The 17,382-nt window shown below is 33.7% G+C and carries 20 protein-coding genes; 11 read left to right on the top strand and 9 right to left on the bottom strand.

Features of this window, described 5'->3' with window-relative positions; genetic code table 11:
- The first annotated feature begins 22 nt into the window (after positions 1-22).
- From IWB64_RS19015 to purB, 3 genes are all read left to right on the top strand, one after another.
- A complete protein-coding gene (locus tag IWB64_RS19015) occupies positions 23-724 on the top strand; it encodes an SIR2 family NAD-dependent protein deacylase (protein WP_194535512.1) in 702 nt (233 codons plus the stop codon).
- Between the two features lie 14 nt (positions 725-738).
- Positions 739-1,311, top strand: a complete 573-nt coding sequence (locus tag IWB64_RS19020; RefSeq protein ID WP_194535513.1) for an adenylosuccinate lyase — start codon at positions 739-741, stop codon at positions 1,309-1,311.
- Between the two features lie 118 nt (positions 1,312-1,429).
- Positions 1,430-2,773 carry an adenylosuccinate lyase gene (gene purB / locus IWB64_RS19025; RefSeq protein WP_194535514.1) on the top strand — a complete coding sequence of 448 codons (1,344 nt, stop codon included), beginning with the start codon at positions 1,430-1,432 and terminating at the stop codon, positions 2,771-2,773.
- Between the two features lie 81 nt (positions 2,774-2,854).
- On the opposite strand, the gene IWB64_RS19030 is transcribed toward purB, so the two are convergent.
- From IWB64_RS19030 to IWB64_RS19055, 6 genes are all read right to left on the bottom strand, one after another.
- A complete protein-coding gene (locus tag IWB64_RS19030; RefSeq protein ID WP_194535515.1) occupies positions 2,855-3,670 on the bottom strand; it encodes a mechanosensitive ion channel family protein in 816 nt (271 codons plus the stop codon).
- A gap of 145 nt (positions 3,671-3,815) precedes the next feature.
- Positions 3,816-4,352 (bottom strand): DUF4252 domain-containing protein, encoded by a 537-nt coding sequence (locus IWB64_RS19035; RefSeq protein ID WP_194535516.1) that lies wholly within the window; start codon positions 4,350-4,352, stop codon positions 3,816-3,818.
- A gap of 44 nt (positions 4,353-4,396) precedes the next feature.
- Positions 4,397-4,942 (bottom strand): DUF4252 domain-containing protein, encoded by a 546-nt coding sequence (locus IWB64_RS19040; RefSeq protein WP_194535517.1) that lies wholly within the window; start codon positions 4,940-4,942, stop codon positions 4,397-4,399.
- Between the two features lie 56 nt (positions 4,943-4,998).
- The gene (locus IWB64_RS19045) at positions 4,999-5,547 is read right to left on the bottom strand and encodes a DUF4252 domain-containing protein (RefSeq protein WP_194535518.1); all 549 of its coding nucleotides are present in this window, start codon (positions 5,545-5,547) and stop codon (positions 4,999-5,001) included.
- Positions 5,548-5,563: 16 nt separating this feature from the next.
- Positions 5,564-6,013 carry a hypothetical protein gene (locus tag IWB64_RS19050; RefSeq protein ID WP_194535519.1) on the bottom strand — a complete coding sequence of 150 codons (450 nt, stop codon included), beginning with the start codon at positions 6,011-6,013 and terminating at the stop codon, positions 5,564-5,566.
- Positions 6,000-6,509, bottom strand: coding sequence for an RNA polymerase sigma factor (locus tag IWB64_RS19055; protein WP_194535520.1), 510 nt, complete (start codon positions 6,507-6,509; stop codon positions 6,000-6,002). The genes IWB64_RS19050 and IWB64_RS19055 overlap by 14 nt, the downstream gene beginning before the upstream one ends.
- Positions 6,510-6,746: 237 nt before the next feature.
- Between IWB64_RS19055 and IWB64_RS19060 the strand changes: the two genes are divergently transcribed.
- From IWB64_RS19060 to IWB64_RS19095, 8 genes are all read left to right on the top strand, one after another.
- The gene (locus tag IWB64_RS19060; protein WP_194535521.1) at positions 6,747-8,276 is read left to right on the top strand and encodes a S41 family peptidase; all 1,530 of its coding nucleotides are present in this window, start codon (positions 6,747-6,749) and stop codon (positions 8,274-8,276) included.
- A 79-nt stretch (positions 8,277-8,355) separates the two neighbouring features.
- Positions 8,356-9,843, top strand: coding sequence for a S41 family peptidase (locus IWB64_RS19065; protein WP_194535522.1), 1,488 nt, complete (start codon positions 8,356-8,358; stop codon positions 9,841-9,843).
- Between the two features lie 71 nt (positions 9,844-9,914).
- Positions 9,915-10,370, top strand: a complete 456-nt coding sequence (locus IWB64_RS19070) for a hypothetical protein (protein ID WP_194535523.1) — start codon at positions 9,915-9,917, stop codon at positions 10,368-10,370.
- Positions 10,371-10,440: 70 nt separating this feature from the next.
- Entirely contained in the window at positions 10,441-10,620 is a 180-nt protein-coding gene (locus IWB64_RS19075; RefSeq protein WP_194535524.1) for a hypothetical protein, read from the top strand.
- 239 nt (positions 10,621-10,859) lie between these two features.
- A complete protein-coding gene (locus IWB64_RS19080; RefSeq protein ID WP_194535525.1) occupies positions 10,860-11,117 on the top strand; it encodes a hypothetical protein in 258 nt (85 codons plus the stop codon).
- A 316-nt stretch (positions 11,118-11,433) separates the two neighbouring features.
- Positions 11,434-11,790, top strand: a complete 357-nt coding sequence (gene bamE / locus IWB64_RS19085) for an outer membrane protein assembly factor BamE domain-containing protein (RefSeq protein WP_194535526.1) — start codon at positions 11,434-11,436, stop codon at positions 11,788-11,790.
- 275 nt (positions 11,791-12,065) lie between these two features.
- Positions 12,066-12,236 (top strand): hypothetical protein, encoded by a 171-nt coding sequence (locus tag IWB64_RS19090; RefSeq protein ID WP_194535527.1) that lies wholly within the window; start codon positions 12,066-12,068, stop codon positions 12,234-12,236.
- Positions 12,237-12,590: 354 nt separating this feature from the next.
- A complete protein-coding gene (locus IWB64_RS19095) occupies positions 12,591-13,052 on the top strand; it encodes a hypothetical protein (RefSeq protein ID WP_194535528.1) in 462 nt (153 codons plus the stop codon).
- 462 nt (positions 13,053-13,514) lie between these two features.
- Here IWB64_RS19095 and IWB64_RS19100 read toward each other — a convergent pair whose 3' ends face one another.
- From IWB64_RS19100 to IWB64_RS19110, 3 genes are read right to left on the bottom strand one after another with little or no spacing between them, the layout of a single operon-like run.
- Positions 13,515-14,441: an ABC transporter substrate-binding protein gene (locus IWB64_RS19100; RefSeq protein ID WP_194535529.1), complete on the bottom strand. Its 927-nt coding sequence runs from the start codon at positions 14,439-14,441 to the stop codon at positions 13,515-13,517.
- A gap of 5 nt (positions 14,442-14,446) precedes the next feature.
- Positions 14,447-15,505, bottom strand: a complete 1,059-nt coding sequence (locus IWB64_RS19105) for a YncE family protein (RefSeq protein ID WP_226975945.1) — start codon at positions 15,503-15,505, stop codon at positions 14,447-14,449.
- 18 nt (positions 15,506-15,523) lie between these two features.
- On the bottom strand, positions 15,524-17,368 hold the full coding sequence (locus IWB64_RS19110; RefSeq protein ID WP_194535531.1) for a TonB-dependent receptor plug domain-containing protein: 1,845 nt from the start codon (positions 17,366-17,368) through the stop codon (positions 15,524-15,526).
- Between the last annotated feature and the right edge of the window lie 14 nt (positions 17,369-17,382).

Consider the following 17,382-nt stretch of genomic DNA (forward strand, 5'->3'; position numbering starts at 1 on the left):
TAAAAACTCTATTTTTATAACGATGAAGAAAAGAATTACTATTTTGACAGGTGCTGGTATTAGTGCCGAAAGTGGAATAAATACCTTTAGAGATTCCGGTGGGTTATGGGAAGGGCATGATGTAATGGAAGTTGCTTCGCCCGAAGGTTTTGCTAGAAATCCAGAACTGGTTCTTGATTTCTATAATCAAAGACGAAGACAGTTACCCGAAGTTGCCCCAAACGAAGCACATAAAGCACTTTTTAAGCTTGAAGACTTTTATAATGTTACCATCGTTACCCAAAATGTAGATGATCTTCACGAAAGGGCAGGAAGCTCTAATGTAATACATATTCACGGTGAGCTTTTAAAAGCCAGAAGCACTAAAAACGAAAATTCTATTATTCCTTGGACTAAAGATTTGAACATAGGCGACTATTGCGAAAAAGGCCATCAATTACGCCCTCATATTGTTTGGTTTGGTAAAGCTGTACCCCTTTTGGAGCAAGCGGCAATTGCTACTCAAAATGCAGATATTGTGATTATTATAGGTACATCAATGCAAGTATACCCTGCCGCCAGCCTTATTGATTATGCCCAAAGCGGAATTCCCATTTATTTTATAGACCCTAAGCCCAACGTGTCCAAAAATAATTATGATAACCTTACTGTTATAGCTAAAACCGCTGTACAAGGAATACCTCAACTTGTGACTGAACTAATTGCAACTATTCATAAAAACTAACAAGCTGTTATGTTATGACCAAGGAAGAGCTTTATAAATCATTAGATTACGTAAATCATTCTCGTAAAAAGCGTTCGGAAATGGCTACTTTAATTTCTCAAAACCCAAAACTTGTAGCTCCGTTAATGGAAATAGCTTTTGCGATAGATGATCCCATTTCCAATAGAGCATGCTGGGTACTTGAATTTACCGCCAAAGAAAATCTATCTTTTATATATCCTCATTTGGAAAATTTTACCACCAATTTACACCGAGTAAATTTTGAATCTGCAATACGACCCATAGCCAAAATTTGTGAATTTTTGACTGAAACGTATTTCTCCGAAAATAATATCGGACTTAAAAATATTATGACAGAAAAGCAATTGGAGCGAATTACATCAGCATGTTTTGATTGGTTGATTGGCGACCATAAAGTTGCAGCAAAAGCATATTCAATAACTTCTCTGTTCCAATTAGGACACAAATACGATTGGGTTCACCCAGAATTACAAATGATTTTGGAGAAGAATTATGCCGAAGGTAGTGCGGCATACAAAGCGAGGGCCCGCCATGCTTTTGCTAAGTTAAAGAAGCTTTACTCGTAAAATACAAGTTATTAACTTTTTAGTCACAACTTTTTTCACAAGAAACCTAAAAACCTTTTAATACTACCCATCTTAGGGTATCTTTGCTTTTTTTCAAAAATCAACCTTATACACTGTTATGTCTCTAAACGCTTTGAACGCTATTTCGCCTATAGATGGGCGCTACAGAAGTAAAACTGAACCATTGGCACCGTTTTTCTCGGAAGAAGCCCTAATCAAATACAGGGTACGAGTAGAAATTGAATATTTTATTGCCCTTTGTGAGATTCCGTTACCTCAACTTTCTGGTTTTGACAACTCCAAATTTGGAGCGCTTCGGGAAATCTATATTAACTTTGATACAGTTGATGCCCAAGAAATAAAAGAAATAGAGAAAACTACCAATCACGATGTAAAAGCAGTTGAATATTTTATAAAAGCTGCTTTTGATAAATTAGGGCTTTCCGCACATAAAGAGTTCATTCATTTTGGACTTACCTCGCAGGACATCAATAATACCGCTATTCCTCTTTCTATTAAAGAAGCGACTAACGAAGTTTATGTTCCCGAATACACTATACTATTGAATAAAATTCAAGAGTTGGCAAAAGAATGGGCAGACATACCAATGTTAGCAAGAACACACGGACAACCGGCATCGCCTACACGTCTTGGTAAAGAAATAGAGGTTTTTGCAATTCGATTAAAAGAACAATTCAACCTATTGAACGATATACCTAGTGCAGCTAAGTTTGGTGGAGCTACAGGAAACTATAACGCTCATAAAGTAGCCTACCCATCTATTGATTGGAAAGCTTTTGGAACTAAATTTGTACAAGAAAAATTAGGACTGCACCACTCCTTCCCTACTACACAAATTGAGCATTATGACCATATGGCCGCTTTGTTCGATAACCTTAAGCGTATAAACACTATTATTCTTGATTTGGACCGTGATTTTTGGACCTATGTTTCCATGGATTATTTCAAACAAAGAATCAAAGAAGGCGAAGTTGGGTCTTCGGCTATGCCACATAAAGTAAACCCAATCGATTTTGAAAATTCCGAAGGTAACTTAGGAATCGCCAATGCCTTGTTTGAGCACTTATCAGCTAAATTACCAGTATCAAGATTACAGCGTGACCTTACGGACAGTACAGTTCTTAGAAATGCCGGTATGCCTTTTGCTCATACAATTATTGCTTTTCAGTCTACTTTAAAAGGATTAAACAAACTCTTATTGAACAAAGAAAAGTTTGAACAAGATCTTGAGAATAATTGGGCCGTAGTTGCGGAAGCTATACAAACTATCTTACGTAGAGAAGGCTACCCTAATCCTTATGAAGCATTAAAAGGTCTTACCAGAACCAATGCTAAAATAAACAAGGATTCTATTGCTGAGTTTATCGATACGCTTGAAGTTTCTGATGAAATTAAGCAAGAACTAAAAGTAATTACACCAAGTAATTATACAGGTATTTAATAAATACCTAAATATCCTAAACAAAAAAAAGGCCGCAAATGCGGCCTTCTTCGGGGGATAATGGTTAGTGTTTAGGTAATATTATCCTTTCTTTTGTATCTCAACTTGATGTGGGTAAGGAATTTCAATTCCAGCTTTATCAAGTGCCAACTTACAGTTTTCTAAAGTTCCAAAATATACATCCCAATAGTGTTCTGGCTTACAGAACGGACGTACTGCAAAGTTCACAGAACTATCTGCCAATTCAGAAACATTTACAGATGGAGCAGGGTCTTTCAAAACCTTTGGGTCTGCTAAAAGAACGTTTAGCAAAACTTCTTTTGCAGTTTTAATATCTTCTCCGTAACCAACTCCTATAGTAGTATCAACTCTCATTTTACCTTCGGCAGTATAATTAATTATATTTCCGTTAGCCATTGCCCCATTAGGTATAATGGCCAATTTGTTATCAGGCGTAATAAGTTTAGTAGTGAAAATTTCTATCTCCTTTACAACTCCAAGTGCTCCTTGTGCTTCTACCAAATCGCCAATTTTATAAGGCTTGAAGATGATTATCAAAACCCCACCTGCAAAATTGGATAAGGAACCTTGCAATGCAAGGCCAATTGCCAAACCTGCTGCTGCAATTATAGCGGCAAAACTTGTAGTCTCTACCCCTAAAGTAGAAATTACCGTAATTATCAAGAAAATTGTCAATGCCCATTTAACAAGGCTAAGTAAAAATTTCTGAAGAGACTTATCGTACTCTTGTTTTGTCATTCCCTTTTGAACAACCTTAACTATCTTTTTTATAACCCAAGAACCAATAATGTAAATTACGATTGCCCCTATTACTTTAGGTCCGTAATCAACGGCAAATTCAATACCTTTATTCATCCATACTTCTGCTTGTTCCATAATTGTTTCTCGTGTTAAGGGTTAATGCTTTAATATTTAAGACACCCGATTTATCGAAAGGTCACTAAAAACTTTAAATTTTATTCAAAAAAAAAACAAACCATTCAATTTGGTTTGTTTTTTTAAGCTAAATATGTTGTTGTTTTTACTTCATAAAGTCCATGACCTTAGATAGTTCACCTCCTTTAAACTCAGATTTTTCTAAAGCTTGAACAAACTGAATCATTTTTGCCGGATTCATGTTTTTTCCTAAAACCCGAACCACTAAAAAGCCTTTATCTTCATTATCTCCGTAAATCACCACCTCATCAATGGCATCTTCATCTCCAAGATACTTGATTGTGGCCCTACCAAAATCCGTATTCATTTTCATGAGTTCTGTGAAGTCTTCTTTTTTTAAGATAGACTTTATAATAGTCTGCTCTTTTAGAAAGTCCGCTTGGTTTGCTTCAGTCTTCTTAAAAGCCAGAACATTTAGCTTTTTTAATGAGCCAAGACTTTCTTTTTGTTCTGGAGATAATTGCGCCTCCCTTATATTCAAAAGGCCTACCGGCAAATCTAAAGTCAAAAAATTAGGATTCTCAGAATTTGTTACATAATACTGTTGTAAGCTAGGTGTAGAATTACAAGCACTTACAATACATAATAGCAGGGTAGCTATAACCATTGTTATTCTTTTCATATAAATGTCTTTAGGGTGTTGAATTAGACTTAGAGGGTGTTCTTTTACCTTCCTCCTACTTCGTTTAGCTCTTCAGGAAGATTCATCTTTCTAGTTAGTGCTCCAATTTTGTTCAAATCTATATCTCCTGTTAGCGATACCAAAACACTTTCAAATTTTCTATTGCCCATATCTAGCTCATCACTATTAATATCCGACACGAATAATAAAAGCTCACTAACATGATCCTCATCTCTTCCTTCTTTAATATAGAACTTTACAGTAGCATCCTTGTCCTTCACTTTCATCAACTCTTCTAGGTTAGAAGATTTTAGATACTTTTTAACCGTTTTACCCATGTCTTCGGATATTCCTGCATCTTCGGTAATAAATACCTTAATACCGTCTAAGCCTTGGGCTAGTTCTGCGAAATCCTGAGAATCCTGGTCGCCCTCATCAAAAGCAGCTATGTTACCTGCTAGTCTGATCATACTTTTGTTTACGGTAACAGAACCTACATTGTTCATGTTATCATACTTGTCAAATATAGATTGGGAAATTCCAAAAAATGGTAATACTACTAGTACTAAAAATACACTTAGCTTTTTCATGATTGTTCGTTTTAAGATTAATGATTGTTTTTGATTATTGATTGATGATGATTAATTTACTTTCTATTCTTACCAGCTTCGTTCAACTCTTCTGGCAAGTTCATTTTTTTAGTCAAAGAACCTATCTTGTTTAGGTCTATATCTCCTGTTAACGACAAAAGTACCGTTTCAAACTTTCTACCGTTTACATCTACATTTACGTTGTTTATACCTGTAACGAACATAAGAAGCTCACTAACGTGGTCATCGTCTTTACCAGCACGGATATAGAACTTAACGTTAGCATCTTTATCTTTTACACGCATAAGCTCTTCTAGCTTGGCAGATTTAAGATATTTCTCTACGGACAATTTCATATCTGTAGAAATAGACTTGTCTTCAGTAATAAAAACCTTTAAGTTATTTAAACTCTTAGCTATATCCATAAAGTCTTTGGCTTCTGGATCGTCTACCTCAACGTCTATTTTACTCAGTAAATTAAACATGCTACGGTTTACAACTACCGCACTTACCTCATCTAGGTCTTCATATTTATCAAATAGGGACTGTGAAAAGCCCATTACCGGCAACACCGCTACTATTAGTACAATTAATATCTGTTTCATTTCTCGGGTTTTAATTTTAATTCTTATTATAAATTTTTTGTTTTGCTACAACAAACTCATTGAGGTATCCTATTTTCTCCGTACCTCTTTCCATATTCTGACTAAGCATGTCCAACGCTTTTTTCGTTTCGTTGTAGGCATAAAGAGCCTGTTGTTGCTCTAGTTCCTTTTCATCATAATAGTTTTTTCCTAAATACACTCCGAACATTAGCATAACTGCTGCTGCAATAGACATCCATTTATAGAAATTTTTACTAGTACCTTTTGTTTCAGGCTCCAATACAACTTCCTTGGAAAACTGCTCTTTTTTAGCTCCGTCCATAAAACTGAACAAAGGAATATATTGCTGCAGTTTCTCAGGGATATCATCCTTAGAAAAATACGCTCCAAGCAGCTTCTCTTCTGCAACCGTTGTATTTGCTTCAAAGTACTTTTCAAGTAATTTTTCTATTTTATCCAATTCCATAACTGTGTTTTTGTATTAATTTCTCTCTCACGGTCTTTCTAGCCCGTGACAAGGCAACTCTCACCGCTGTTGGCTGCATTTCTAACATTTTGGCAATCTCATCATAATCATACTCTTCTACGTCACGTAACTGCAAGACCATTTTTTGTTGCTCGGGTAAATCTTCCATTATTTTCCCTACCCATGAAACACTATCGTTTGCCTCTATTTTTTTTTGTAATGAACTTCCTTTTTCCTCATAGTTGGTATGAACTAGTTTTAAATTTCCAGCCTGCTTAGATTTTAATCGGTCCAGACAGAAGTTTTTGGTCATGGTCATTGCAAAAGCTTCTACACTCTTATACTGTTCTATGCTCTTATTCTTAGCCCAAAGCTTTAACAGAATCTCTTGCGTGGCATCCTCAGCTTCTTCCCTAGACACTAACAACCGTTTTGCCAAACGGAACAGCTTATCCTGAAAAGGTCCCACAATCTTTAAAAAATCTGCCTGTTGCATTCTAATGGTCTAGTTATTTTGAACGCCTTTAAAAGGCGCTACATAATGAAGACGAACTACTTTCCATTATGTTACAAATATTTTTTATATTTCAATTCTGTAAGTAATTGCTACAACTTTTTACTAACTAGTTACGTATACTAATTAAGAACTTTTAATCTAAGCTCCCCCATTAAATTATCTCCAGTTCTTTGGAACGATAATTGATTTGGTAGTTTTATCCGATAATGAAAAACTATGAAAAAGTATCTCTTATTGTTCCTTGCTACAGGATTTTTATTTATTAGTTGTAAAAATGACGATAACATTTTTCCAGATGAACAGGAAGAAGTTGTTGAAGAAGAGTTAAAAACCGCAGCTGACTACCCTGCACAAAATTTCATGTACCAAGTAATGAATATATGGTATTTTTGGCAAGCCGATGTTCCCAACCTCGCCGATGATAAATTTCAAGGCTCTAATGACCCTGATTATATTTCTTTTTTAGCTTCAGAATCCAACCCTAGTGATTTCTTTTATAATGACCTTACCTTTAATCATGCGGAATCAGTAGGAGATGCAGCCGCTTCTGACAGGTTTAGTGTTGCCGTTGAAAACTACAAAGACCTCGTGAATTCTTTACAGGGAATTTCAAGTAGTAATGGTGTAGAATTCCAATTATACGGTACTGAAAATGATATAGATATATATGGCGTTGTAACTTATATATTACCAAACTCAGACGCCTCTAGTAAAGAAATAATGAGAGGAGACGTCTTTAATGGAGTAGATGGACAAACATTGACCCGTAGCAACTATATAGATTTACTTTTTGGCGATAATGCAAATTACACTCTTAATATGGCTGATTTCTCTGGAGAATCCGTCATAGGCAATGCTAAAGAAGTAGCTCTGACCAAGATCGAGAATTTTTCAGAAAACCCTATATATATTAATAAAATCATTGAGCAGAACGGAAAGAAAATAGGCTACTTAATGTATAATAGTTTTCTAGCCGCCTATGACGACCAGTTAAATACTGTTTTTGGCGAATTTAAAGCAGAAAACATTGACGAGTTAATTTTAGATTTCAGATATAACGGAGGTGGTAGAGTCACCTCTGCAATTCAAATGGCAAGCGCTGTTTATGGTACTGAAACCGACCAATTACTTTTAAGAGCTCGTTACAATGATAAAATAATGGCTAATTCTGAAGCAGCTGACGTCGAAGATAATTTTACGGATACAACTTTCGATAGCAAGACAGCTCTTAATACCCTGAATCTAAAAAAAGTATATATTATTGCTACGGGCCGAACAGCATCCTCCAGTGAATTGGTTATGAACGGTCTCGCTCCTTACGTTGATGTAGTACATGTAGGCGAATTGACAGTAGGCAAAAGTGAGTTTTCTAATACTTTCGTTGATGACCCTTCAACCGGTTACTTTTATACAGGAAATAACGATAGTGACATCAACCCAGATAATCAATGGGGAATTCAACCCTTATTAGGTAAGAATGAAAATGCAGATGGATTCTCTGATTATGAAAATGGGTTAGTACCTGATTACGAATTACCAGAAGATGTTGAAAATTTAGGTGTATTAGGAGAAATAGATGAACCGCTTTTAGCATTAACTCTATCTATAATTTCAGGCAACACTGCCAAAAGAAGCTTGAACCCGAGATCCTTTACTAATTCATTTGCACACTCAAGAATATTTTCTTTAACAAACAATGCTATGGTTATGGATGGCTTACTAAAACCATTAAAATCAGAAAACTAAAAATAAGATGGTTTTTTTTACGTTGTGGTATTCTATTACGGTGTCACTTAAAACTCCCCAATAAATTATATCATCAGCCATGAAAAAAAGCGTAATCACAGGATTTTTTCTTTCACTTTTTCTAACATTTTCCTGTTCAAAAAGTGATGATTTTTCCATTCCCGATACCGTAGACCCTGACCCTGACGCAGGGGTGGAAGTGCAAGATTTTATGTGGAAAGCCATGAATTTTTGGTATTTCTGGCAATCTGATGTGGAAAATTTATCTGACACGAACTTCCCTAACACCCCTGAAGGTTCCGCAATCTATACGGAATTCCTATCTTCTGAATCAGACCCAGGAAAATTCTTTGATGATAAATTACTTTTTTCTGAGGATAGGTTTAGTTTCTTTTCAGATGATTATGTAGAGCTTACACAGTCTTTAGCCGGTATTTCTAAAAGCAATGGACTTATGTTTGGCTTGGCACGCCAAACAGCAAACAGTAGCGAACTTTACGGCTATGTGCAATACATTGTACCAAATTCAAATGCATCAACAAAAAATATAAATCGAGGTGACCTGTTTACCGGAGTAAATGGCACTACCCTTACCGATCAAAATTACATATCCCTATTGTTTGGGGATAGTGATTCGTATACTCTAAATATGGCCAGCATAGTTGGAGAAAACGCTGAATCAAACGGAGAAGATGTACAATTAACCAAAGAAGTAGGTCTTAGAGAAAATCCAATTTTTATGGATGAAATCATAGAAATACAAGATAGCAAAATTGGTTATCTGGCTTACACCGGATTTACAAACGAATACGATGAACAGCTGAATACCGTTTTTGGCAGGTTTAAATCCAGTGGAGTAAATGAACTGGTACTTGATTTAAGATATAACCCAGGAGGTTCTGTTAACACGGCAGTTCTTTTATCTAGTATGATATATGGTACCAATTCAAAAGATGTCTTCCTTAAGGCCCTTTATAATGAAAAATATCAAAAAGTATTAGATGACAGCGATACTGAGCTAAGACGGTTTTTTGCAGAAAAGACAGGAAAGGGAACAGCCATAAATACGTTAAACTTAAAAAAAGTATACGTCTTAACCACAACCGGAACTGCCTCTGCCAGTGAATTAATAATAAATGGACTAAGACCTTATATGGATATTGTTCAAATAGGAGAAACCACACGAGGAAAAAATGAGTTTTCAGTAACCATGGTAGATGATAGAGGTAATAACTACATCTACAGTGCCGAAAGAACAAGCAAAATTAAATCTAATAACAAATGGGCCATTCAGCCTTTATTGGGAAGAAATGAAAATGCAGAAGGATTTTCAAATTTCACCAGTGGGCTTTTTCCTGATGAACCATTACAAGAAGACGTTACGCACATGGGAGTTTTAGGCGATTTAGAAGAACCCTATCTTGCGAAAGCCATAGAATTAATAACAGGTTCTTCTGCCAAAGGTGACCAGAAGGTAGTGCTACCTATTGAAACTATGATAAGCTCCAAAATGTTTACACCTCTAAAAGACAATATGTATGTTACCGACCCACCTATAATTTGGTAACCCTTGTGTGAAAAAAGAGTGAGAGAATTTGGAATAGAAATTATATTTTTAGCAAAATATTATGCTTGCTAATGGATAATGAAATTTTAATACCCACCTTAAGTAAAATAGGCTTTTCCGATATATACATAGCCCTATGTAATAATTTTAGTAATTTCAAAGATGGCAAAACCCCGTCAATTAATGTTATTAGAGAATCAAATATTTTATATCCAGGTATGTCATATAGTAACAGGGATAAGTGTTTTTACATGGAAGAGATAATCAATAATCTCATTATTTATTTAAGTATATCTTTTAATAAAGGTTTAATAGAATGTATTTATTCTATTAAAAATATAGAGGAAGAATTCACAACGTTTGCTTCCCGATTTGATTCTTTGGCAGTATTGAATAATTATAAGTTTGAAGACTTGGTTAAATGCAATCTTCCAATTTCTGCATCAGATAATGATTTTAAAAATATTTTAGAACAAGTACTTATGCTTGATAAAGAGTTTAAAGCAGAATTACAAAATGAATTATAACATATGAGGGTTTTCGAATTTCACCAGTGGGCTTTTTCCTGATGAACCATTACAAGAAGACGTTACAAACATGGGGGTTTTAGGCGATTTAGAAGAACCCTATCTTGCGGAAGCCATAGAATTAATAACAGGTTCTTCTGCCAAAGGTGACCAGAAGGTAGTGCTACCTATTGAAACTATGGCAAGCTCCAAAATGTTTACACCTCTAAAAGACAATATGTATGTTACCTATCCACCTATAATTTGGTAACCCTTTTTAATTAGATATAGCTTCCCTGTAACACAAACAAGTAGTTTTTATATCCAGAGCTAAAGGTTTGACAATTATATTACAATGATGGAAAGGAAATATATAATGAATCCATTTCTTTTAGTACAGATGAAGAAGCTATTCAAAGTGGAATATAGGATTTAATTAGTAGTAATATACGTTATCAACTTATTATTCGAGAGACTTATATAAAAGAAGATAATCATAAATTTTTAATTTTGAGCACTTTGAATGTTTTACAAAGTGATATAAATAGTGTTTCAAATATTTTTTTAAAATTATCCAGTCAATCTGAAATTGAAGAATTTAGAAAGAACCTTGAGTTATATTGTTTGATAAAAGAAGAAGATGTTTGGAAAGCTTGTTCCATTCAAGCTCATCTAAAAAACTTAGAAGACAATAGTTATATGGAAATTGTTACAAATAAAATTAATTCAAATAATTTTCATGATGTTATTTCTACTGTAGAAAGGTAATGTAAGAAAATATCCACAGGTTAATTAAATATCCTAGATAGGTTGAAAATACTAGTGCATAAATGCATTCTATGCTTAGACAATATTATTTAAATACTATTCGAAGAATAGTAAGTGGTACACGTCTATATCAATAAAGTTTGATTTAAATTAAAGGCACAATCAAAAATAGATTGTGCCTTAATTATTTATTAATATGGTTAATCTTATAATAGGTTTTGTTATACTTCAATTGGTGTTTCTAATACCATCATTTTTTCTATACAGGAAGTTTGTAAATAGATTTAAAAGTAAGTATTCGAATTTAAAATCGATAATGTTAGTTTTTATAATGCCGATAGTTTATACGGGATTATTAGGCTTAATTTGTTTTGCGGTAATTGACCCCATAGTAAGGTCTAAAAGTTTTGAAAAAAAACTAAGGGTTGAAGATATTAATTCAAGATATAAAATGGTTCGTGATATTAATAATAGCAATTTATTAATAGGTAAAACCCAAAGAGAAGTCATAGAAATTTTAGGAAAAGATTTTAAAGAAAATTGTTGGGGTAAAAACACTTGGTGTTATGTTGCCTATGATCCAGATAATTACGCGCCTCTTGACCATTATGAATTTATAGTATTTTTTAATGAGGATGGTACAGTTGAAAAAGCTGAATATAAATTAATTTAAGAAGCTAGTTTTTCTAGCTAATGGAGTTTCGGGTAAGAAAAACAATACAAATCTTAGAGAGTTAAAATTCTAGGAGTTTTTTTGTGTTATTGCAGATAACCTAATTTATAATAGTAATACTAAAAAATGGATTTTAAATGAAGTTAAATATGGTGTTCACAACACGTTAAGTCGAAATCAAAAAATTATTGAGGAGGCTATAAAAGCAGGTAAAAAAATTGAGATCAGAACGAATAATTCTCTTATCCCCAGCTAATTGAATATAAACTAGCTTTATGAAATACTATTCAATAGGTAGTTCCGATAACCTAAAGGTTATTGGACACTATCCACAGACAAAATTAAAAAATGAAATTGAAAAAATGAATGGGGAAACAAAACCATTTAATACAGAAAATGAATATGGAAAACGCCATGAATTTAACGAAGATGATTGCCCCGAATAGTCCTTACTTGATATTTATTAGATGGACTAACTTTTTAGGGTTAAGTCTTATATTAATACTTTCATTGCCTGAAATTATTGTTAAAATATTTGACTTAGGTCTTAATGAGCAATTAGGCGCAAAAGGGTTTTCTTACTTAAAATTTTATATTTTCTTTTTCTTTTCTTTTTGGATTTATTTAATATTTCTGAGAATAGAAAGTAGAAACCGTAAAAAACATAAAATCAAATTTTATGAATACATTACTTCTAATTGGCTTATTTTTTGCGGATACACATATCCTTTTATTATTATAATTATTTTACCAAGTATTCCATTTATTTTTAATCTAATAAAACAACAAATTTTCAGCATATGAAATATAAATTTTTAATCTCAGCATATTTTTTACTTATTTCTATAAACAGTAATGCTATTCCAATTAATATTAATTATAAAAATGATATAACTAATTTATCACAAAATCAACTGTGTCTCGATTTTTATAATAGATTATTAGTATCAACTAATATTATAAAATTCACAAATAAGTCTATCGATACAAAAGCTAAAACAAGAAATGACGTTCCCTCTGCTATATGGGACAATGTAAAACAAGGAATAGATTATTCTTCTTTTATTAACGATGTGACAAATATAATATGTGATAACTATACAGTGGAATATATGACTGCGGCAATTGCAGAATATGTTAATAGACCATATATTAAAATAAGTTCTGGAAAAGTTAAAAAAGAGATGTATGATTCAGCAAATAATTTTACACCCGTTTTAGAGCAGCAAATACAACAAATTTTATCGGATAATGGCTATTAATTCTTGGTTAATTATATATGTAGAAGAATTATAACATAAGCCTTTTGAGAGTTAAACTTCTAGGAATTTTTTTTTGTTATTGCGTGTAAGCTATTCTCGTTTTCCCATCACGAATATAAGTATCAATAATATCACCAGAAGTTCTAACAAGCTTTTCTAAGTCTGCTTGCCTAATTTTTTCTACTTCCGAGCAAAGCGCAATCTGCCTGCAAAAGCCATAAATACCTTGTTTTTATGAGTTAAATAATAGTGTATTACTAATATAGGCTACTTACAAGTCAAAAATAAAAATTGTATAACTCTTGCTTTAAAACCTTAAATTGGAATGAATTTTAGAAGGAGATGTATTTTGTTATCTCTAATGTTTCTCTTTAGGAAATACCTATGGAATATAGACTTTACTTAAAAACAAAAAAGCGACCTGTTTAAAACAGGTCGCTTTTTTTATTAATTTATAGTCCCTTAGAATTCATAAAATTTTTGGTATTTACGTTTTAAACGCGAAGGAATAGAAATTGCTTCCGGATGAAACAATCCTGCCAATAGTTCTATGCCATCTACCAACGTTCCTGCAGATGATTGCGTAAACAAATCAAAATCTGTTATAAAAACCTGTTGTTTCTGTACTGCTTCCAATGAATTCCACCCATCTTTTAAAAGTAATAAGTGCATTTCTGACAATGTTCTTTTCATACTAAATCCGCATGGGGCTATAACAATCACTTCTGGATTGTACGCTAAAATATCTTCCCAAGAAATAACCCCGCTATTCCCAGATGGGTTAGATAACATATCTACACCTCCGGCAAAATCTATCTGATGAGGAATCCAATGTCCACAATTATAAATAGGCTCCAACCATTCTAACAACAATACCTTCTTTTTAGGAGCCTTGGATGCTATTATTGTATCTATGACATGATTAACCCGGTCATTTAACTTTATTAAGTATGCGTAAGCAACCTCTTCTTTATCCAATGCTTTTGCTATGGTAACGGCATTTTGAAAAACATCATCAAAACCCATTGGACTAATAGAAATGAGTTCTGGTTGCTTATCAAGATTGGCTACTGCAGCAGCTGTACATTCCGTATCAATCTGGCAAACATCACACATATCTTGAGTAAATATAATGTCTGGCGCTATTTCCGCCAATGCTTCCTCATCTACATAGTAGAGTTTCTTCCCTTCTTGTTTACCTTCAGAGAAAAAGACATCTATCTGTTTACTTGTATAATTCTTACCTTCTAAGATACACCGCACTACTGGTTTTTTCTCTTTCAGCGCCTGTGGGGGACATTCAAACGTAACACCATACAAATGTTCTTGCAAACCCATATCATAGAGCATTTGGGTAACAGCAGGCATAAAAGAACAGACTTTAAGCATCAATTTTAATTAAAATATATACCTCCTGGAATAATACCCACAGAAATAGTATTGGTTAATGTCTTCGTATTCAAATCATAAATATACAAATCTCCTTTACTAACATAATCTTTAGCATCTGTTCCATAAAGTTTACCGTTATTAACAGTCATAGTATAAAACGAGACATCATTTATATAAGCTTCAGTAGGCAAAACATCCGATCCAGATTCAAATGAATAAACGGCATTAGACATCCCATAATAAAATGTATCATCTTCTACACTCAAAGCACTTGGATGCTCTGTAGTATCAAAATCTAAAGTCTGTGAAATAGTATTGTCTGATGTGTTAATTTCCGTAAGTGTTCCTTTGGTTTCTTCACCAGTATATTCTGGAGCACCGCTGCTTAATACCCATAAATTTCCGGCAGTATCCCATTGCATGGAATTAGGAAAATCTCCAACGGTTAGCGTAGATGCAATTAAGTCCGAAGAAGAATCAATTATTGAAACCTTATTATTCTGACCGAATGCTCCTTTATGGGCTACATAGACAAAATTGGCATTGGAAGTGATAGCTTCTGGCCCTAACTCAACAGGAATAGATTCTGAAACCGTATTGGAAATTAAATCAATAACGGCAATATAATCATCAGTTTCATCTGCAGTATCTCCCCAATTGGTAACATACCCCTTCCCATTTGAAACAGTCATATATCTAGGGTTTAAAAGGCCTTCATCTATTACTCCCTCGCTTTTAAAAGTATACCGATTGACCACATGAATTTTATGTGAATTATTGACCACAATATAAGCCAGTTCTTCATCAAAGGCGATAGACTGTAGTATGTTACCTACATCTTCATTATTTTCTAATTTAAAAATAGCATCTTTTACTAGTAATGAATCGTTAGATATATAAGTTACCGTTCCGCTACCGTTGTTAAAGGGACCTTCATTTGCTACTAAAATTCCATTTTGGTAATCTCCCTTCACCTCTTCAATTACAACTCCATCGTCATCATTTGAACAACTAACTGTAAATAAGGCCGCCATGGCTACTAAAATTGATACTTGTTTCATTTTCATTTTGTTCTTTTTTTAAATTTTAAACTTTAACTTTAATTGTACATTCCTATTTGGCATAGGCCTGAAGGCAACATTTTGATAATTTTTATTAAATAGATTATTGATTTGCAGCGAAGTCTCAATATTCATTTTTTCCTTTATTTTAAAACTTCTACTCAAGCCTAAGTTCGATACGGCATACCCCGATAAAGACTCAGAATTATCTGAAGTGATAAAAACGCTGCTATTAACGAATAATTGATAAAATAATCGCCAGTTTGAATAGGCATATGTTAGAATGGATGTTACCTTATGTTCTGGCACATACATTAACGATTTATTAGTCTCAGAATCTACCGCCTTAGTCAGTGCATAGCTATTTTTCCAAGTAAGATGACGGTTTCCCCATTTTTCCGCTAACTCTAATGAGACTTCAAGACCATAATTTGACGCGTTATTAATATTGATGGGAGTCCAAATTCCCATATCATTTGGCCTCCACTGAATAAGATCCTCAGAATTAATATAAAAGGCAGCCCATTGAAAAGTATACTTCTCTTTTTTAAAGGTCTGCCCTATTTCTGCCTGTAAAGAAGATTCAGGTCTTATATCAGGATTACCACCTGATCCTCCACCTAAAATCCAATAGACTTCATTGAATGTAGGAACCCTATAGTTTTTTGAAGCATTCAAATAAATAGTGTGGTGGGAGTTAAAAGAATATCTGGCGTTTAAAGAGTATACAAACGGACTCTTGTAATCATTTATAAATTCTTTTCTAAGGTTGGCTCCGTAGGTAACCTTCTCACTTAAATTATGTTTGAATAAAAGGGTTGTGGCCAGTGTTTTTCTGGTACCATTTTCAAGAGAAGTTCCTTTAGCTTCAATATAACTGTAATCGGCAATGCCATTGAGAACAATATCCTTAAAATTAATTTTGTAATCATAATTGATCAAAAATGTATTTGTATTTCCAAAGGAAAAATCTTCCCTCTCTTTATTATCATAGTATTTGTACTTTTCGTACAAGTAACCCAATTTAACCCGATGAATTCGTTTTTCATTAAAATGACTCCATTCCAAAAGGTTACGGGAATTATAATCACGATAATTAGAATTGGAAGGTGCAGTAATAGTTCCTGAAAAATCACGGTCACCAATAAAAGTGTTATGATAGAATTTCAGTAATTGACTATCGTTTATTTCATGTCCTATATTAGCATTGATATTAACATTATTAAAGGCGCCATTTTCATTCCTTTGGTCTGTTCCCAAATATTTATAGTCGTTTTCCGATTCAAGATAGTTTATTCCTAAACCTACTGTGGTTTTCTTTGACCCAATAGAAGTACGGTAATTAAAATTCTTTGTATCAAAACTCCCATAACTAAAGAGTAACTCATGTTCTGAATGTTTATCGAATCGGAACAGGTCATTCAAATGCACACTACCACCGATCGCTCCACTACCAAATTGCACACTTCCTCCCCCACTTCTAACACTTATAGAGCCGTAATTTCTTGGTACAATCGTATTAAAATCAACCTGACCAGTAAGTTGTGAATTAATATTGATGCCATTCCAGATAACCGCTGTCTGTGAGGCGTTAGTTCCTCGGAAAGATGGAGAAGAAATCATTCCTAATCCGTTTTCTTTTAAATAAATATTAGAGTTAAATTGTAGAAGGTCAGTCAAAGAGCTGCCATTACGGTCAACTAAAGAATCTTTTAGAACGTCTACCTTTCCATTCGAAAAATGCAAAAGTCGAACATCAGTAAGAATCACTTCGTCCAAAACTGTTATGCTATCCTGTTGGGCATTGCCAAACAAAGTGCATAAGAAAACAAGAATAATCAAAAATGGTTTATTATCTCTCATACCGTTAAAGACCT

The organism is Zobellia nedashkovskayae (assembly GCF_015330125.1).
GTDB classification, from domain to species: Bacteria; Bacteroidota; Bacteroidia; order Flavobacteriales; family Flavobacteriaceae; genus Zobellia; species Zobellia nedashkovskayae.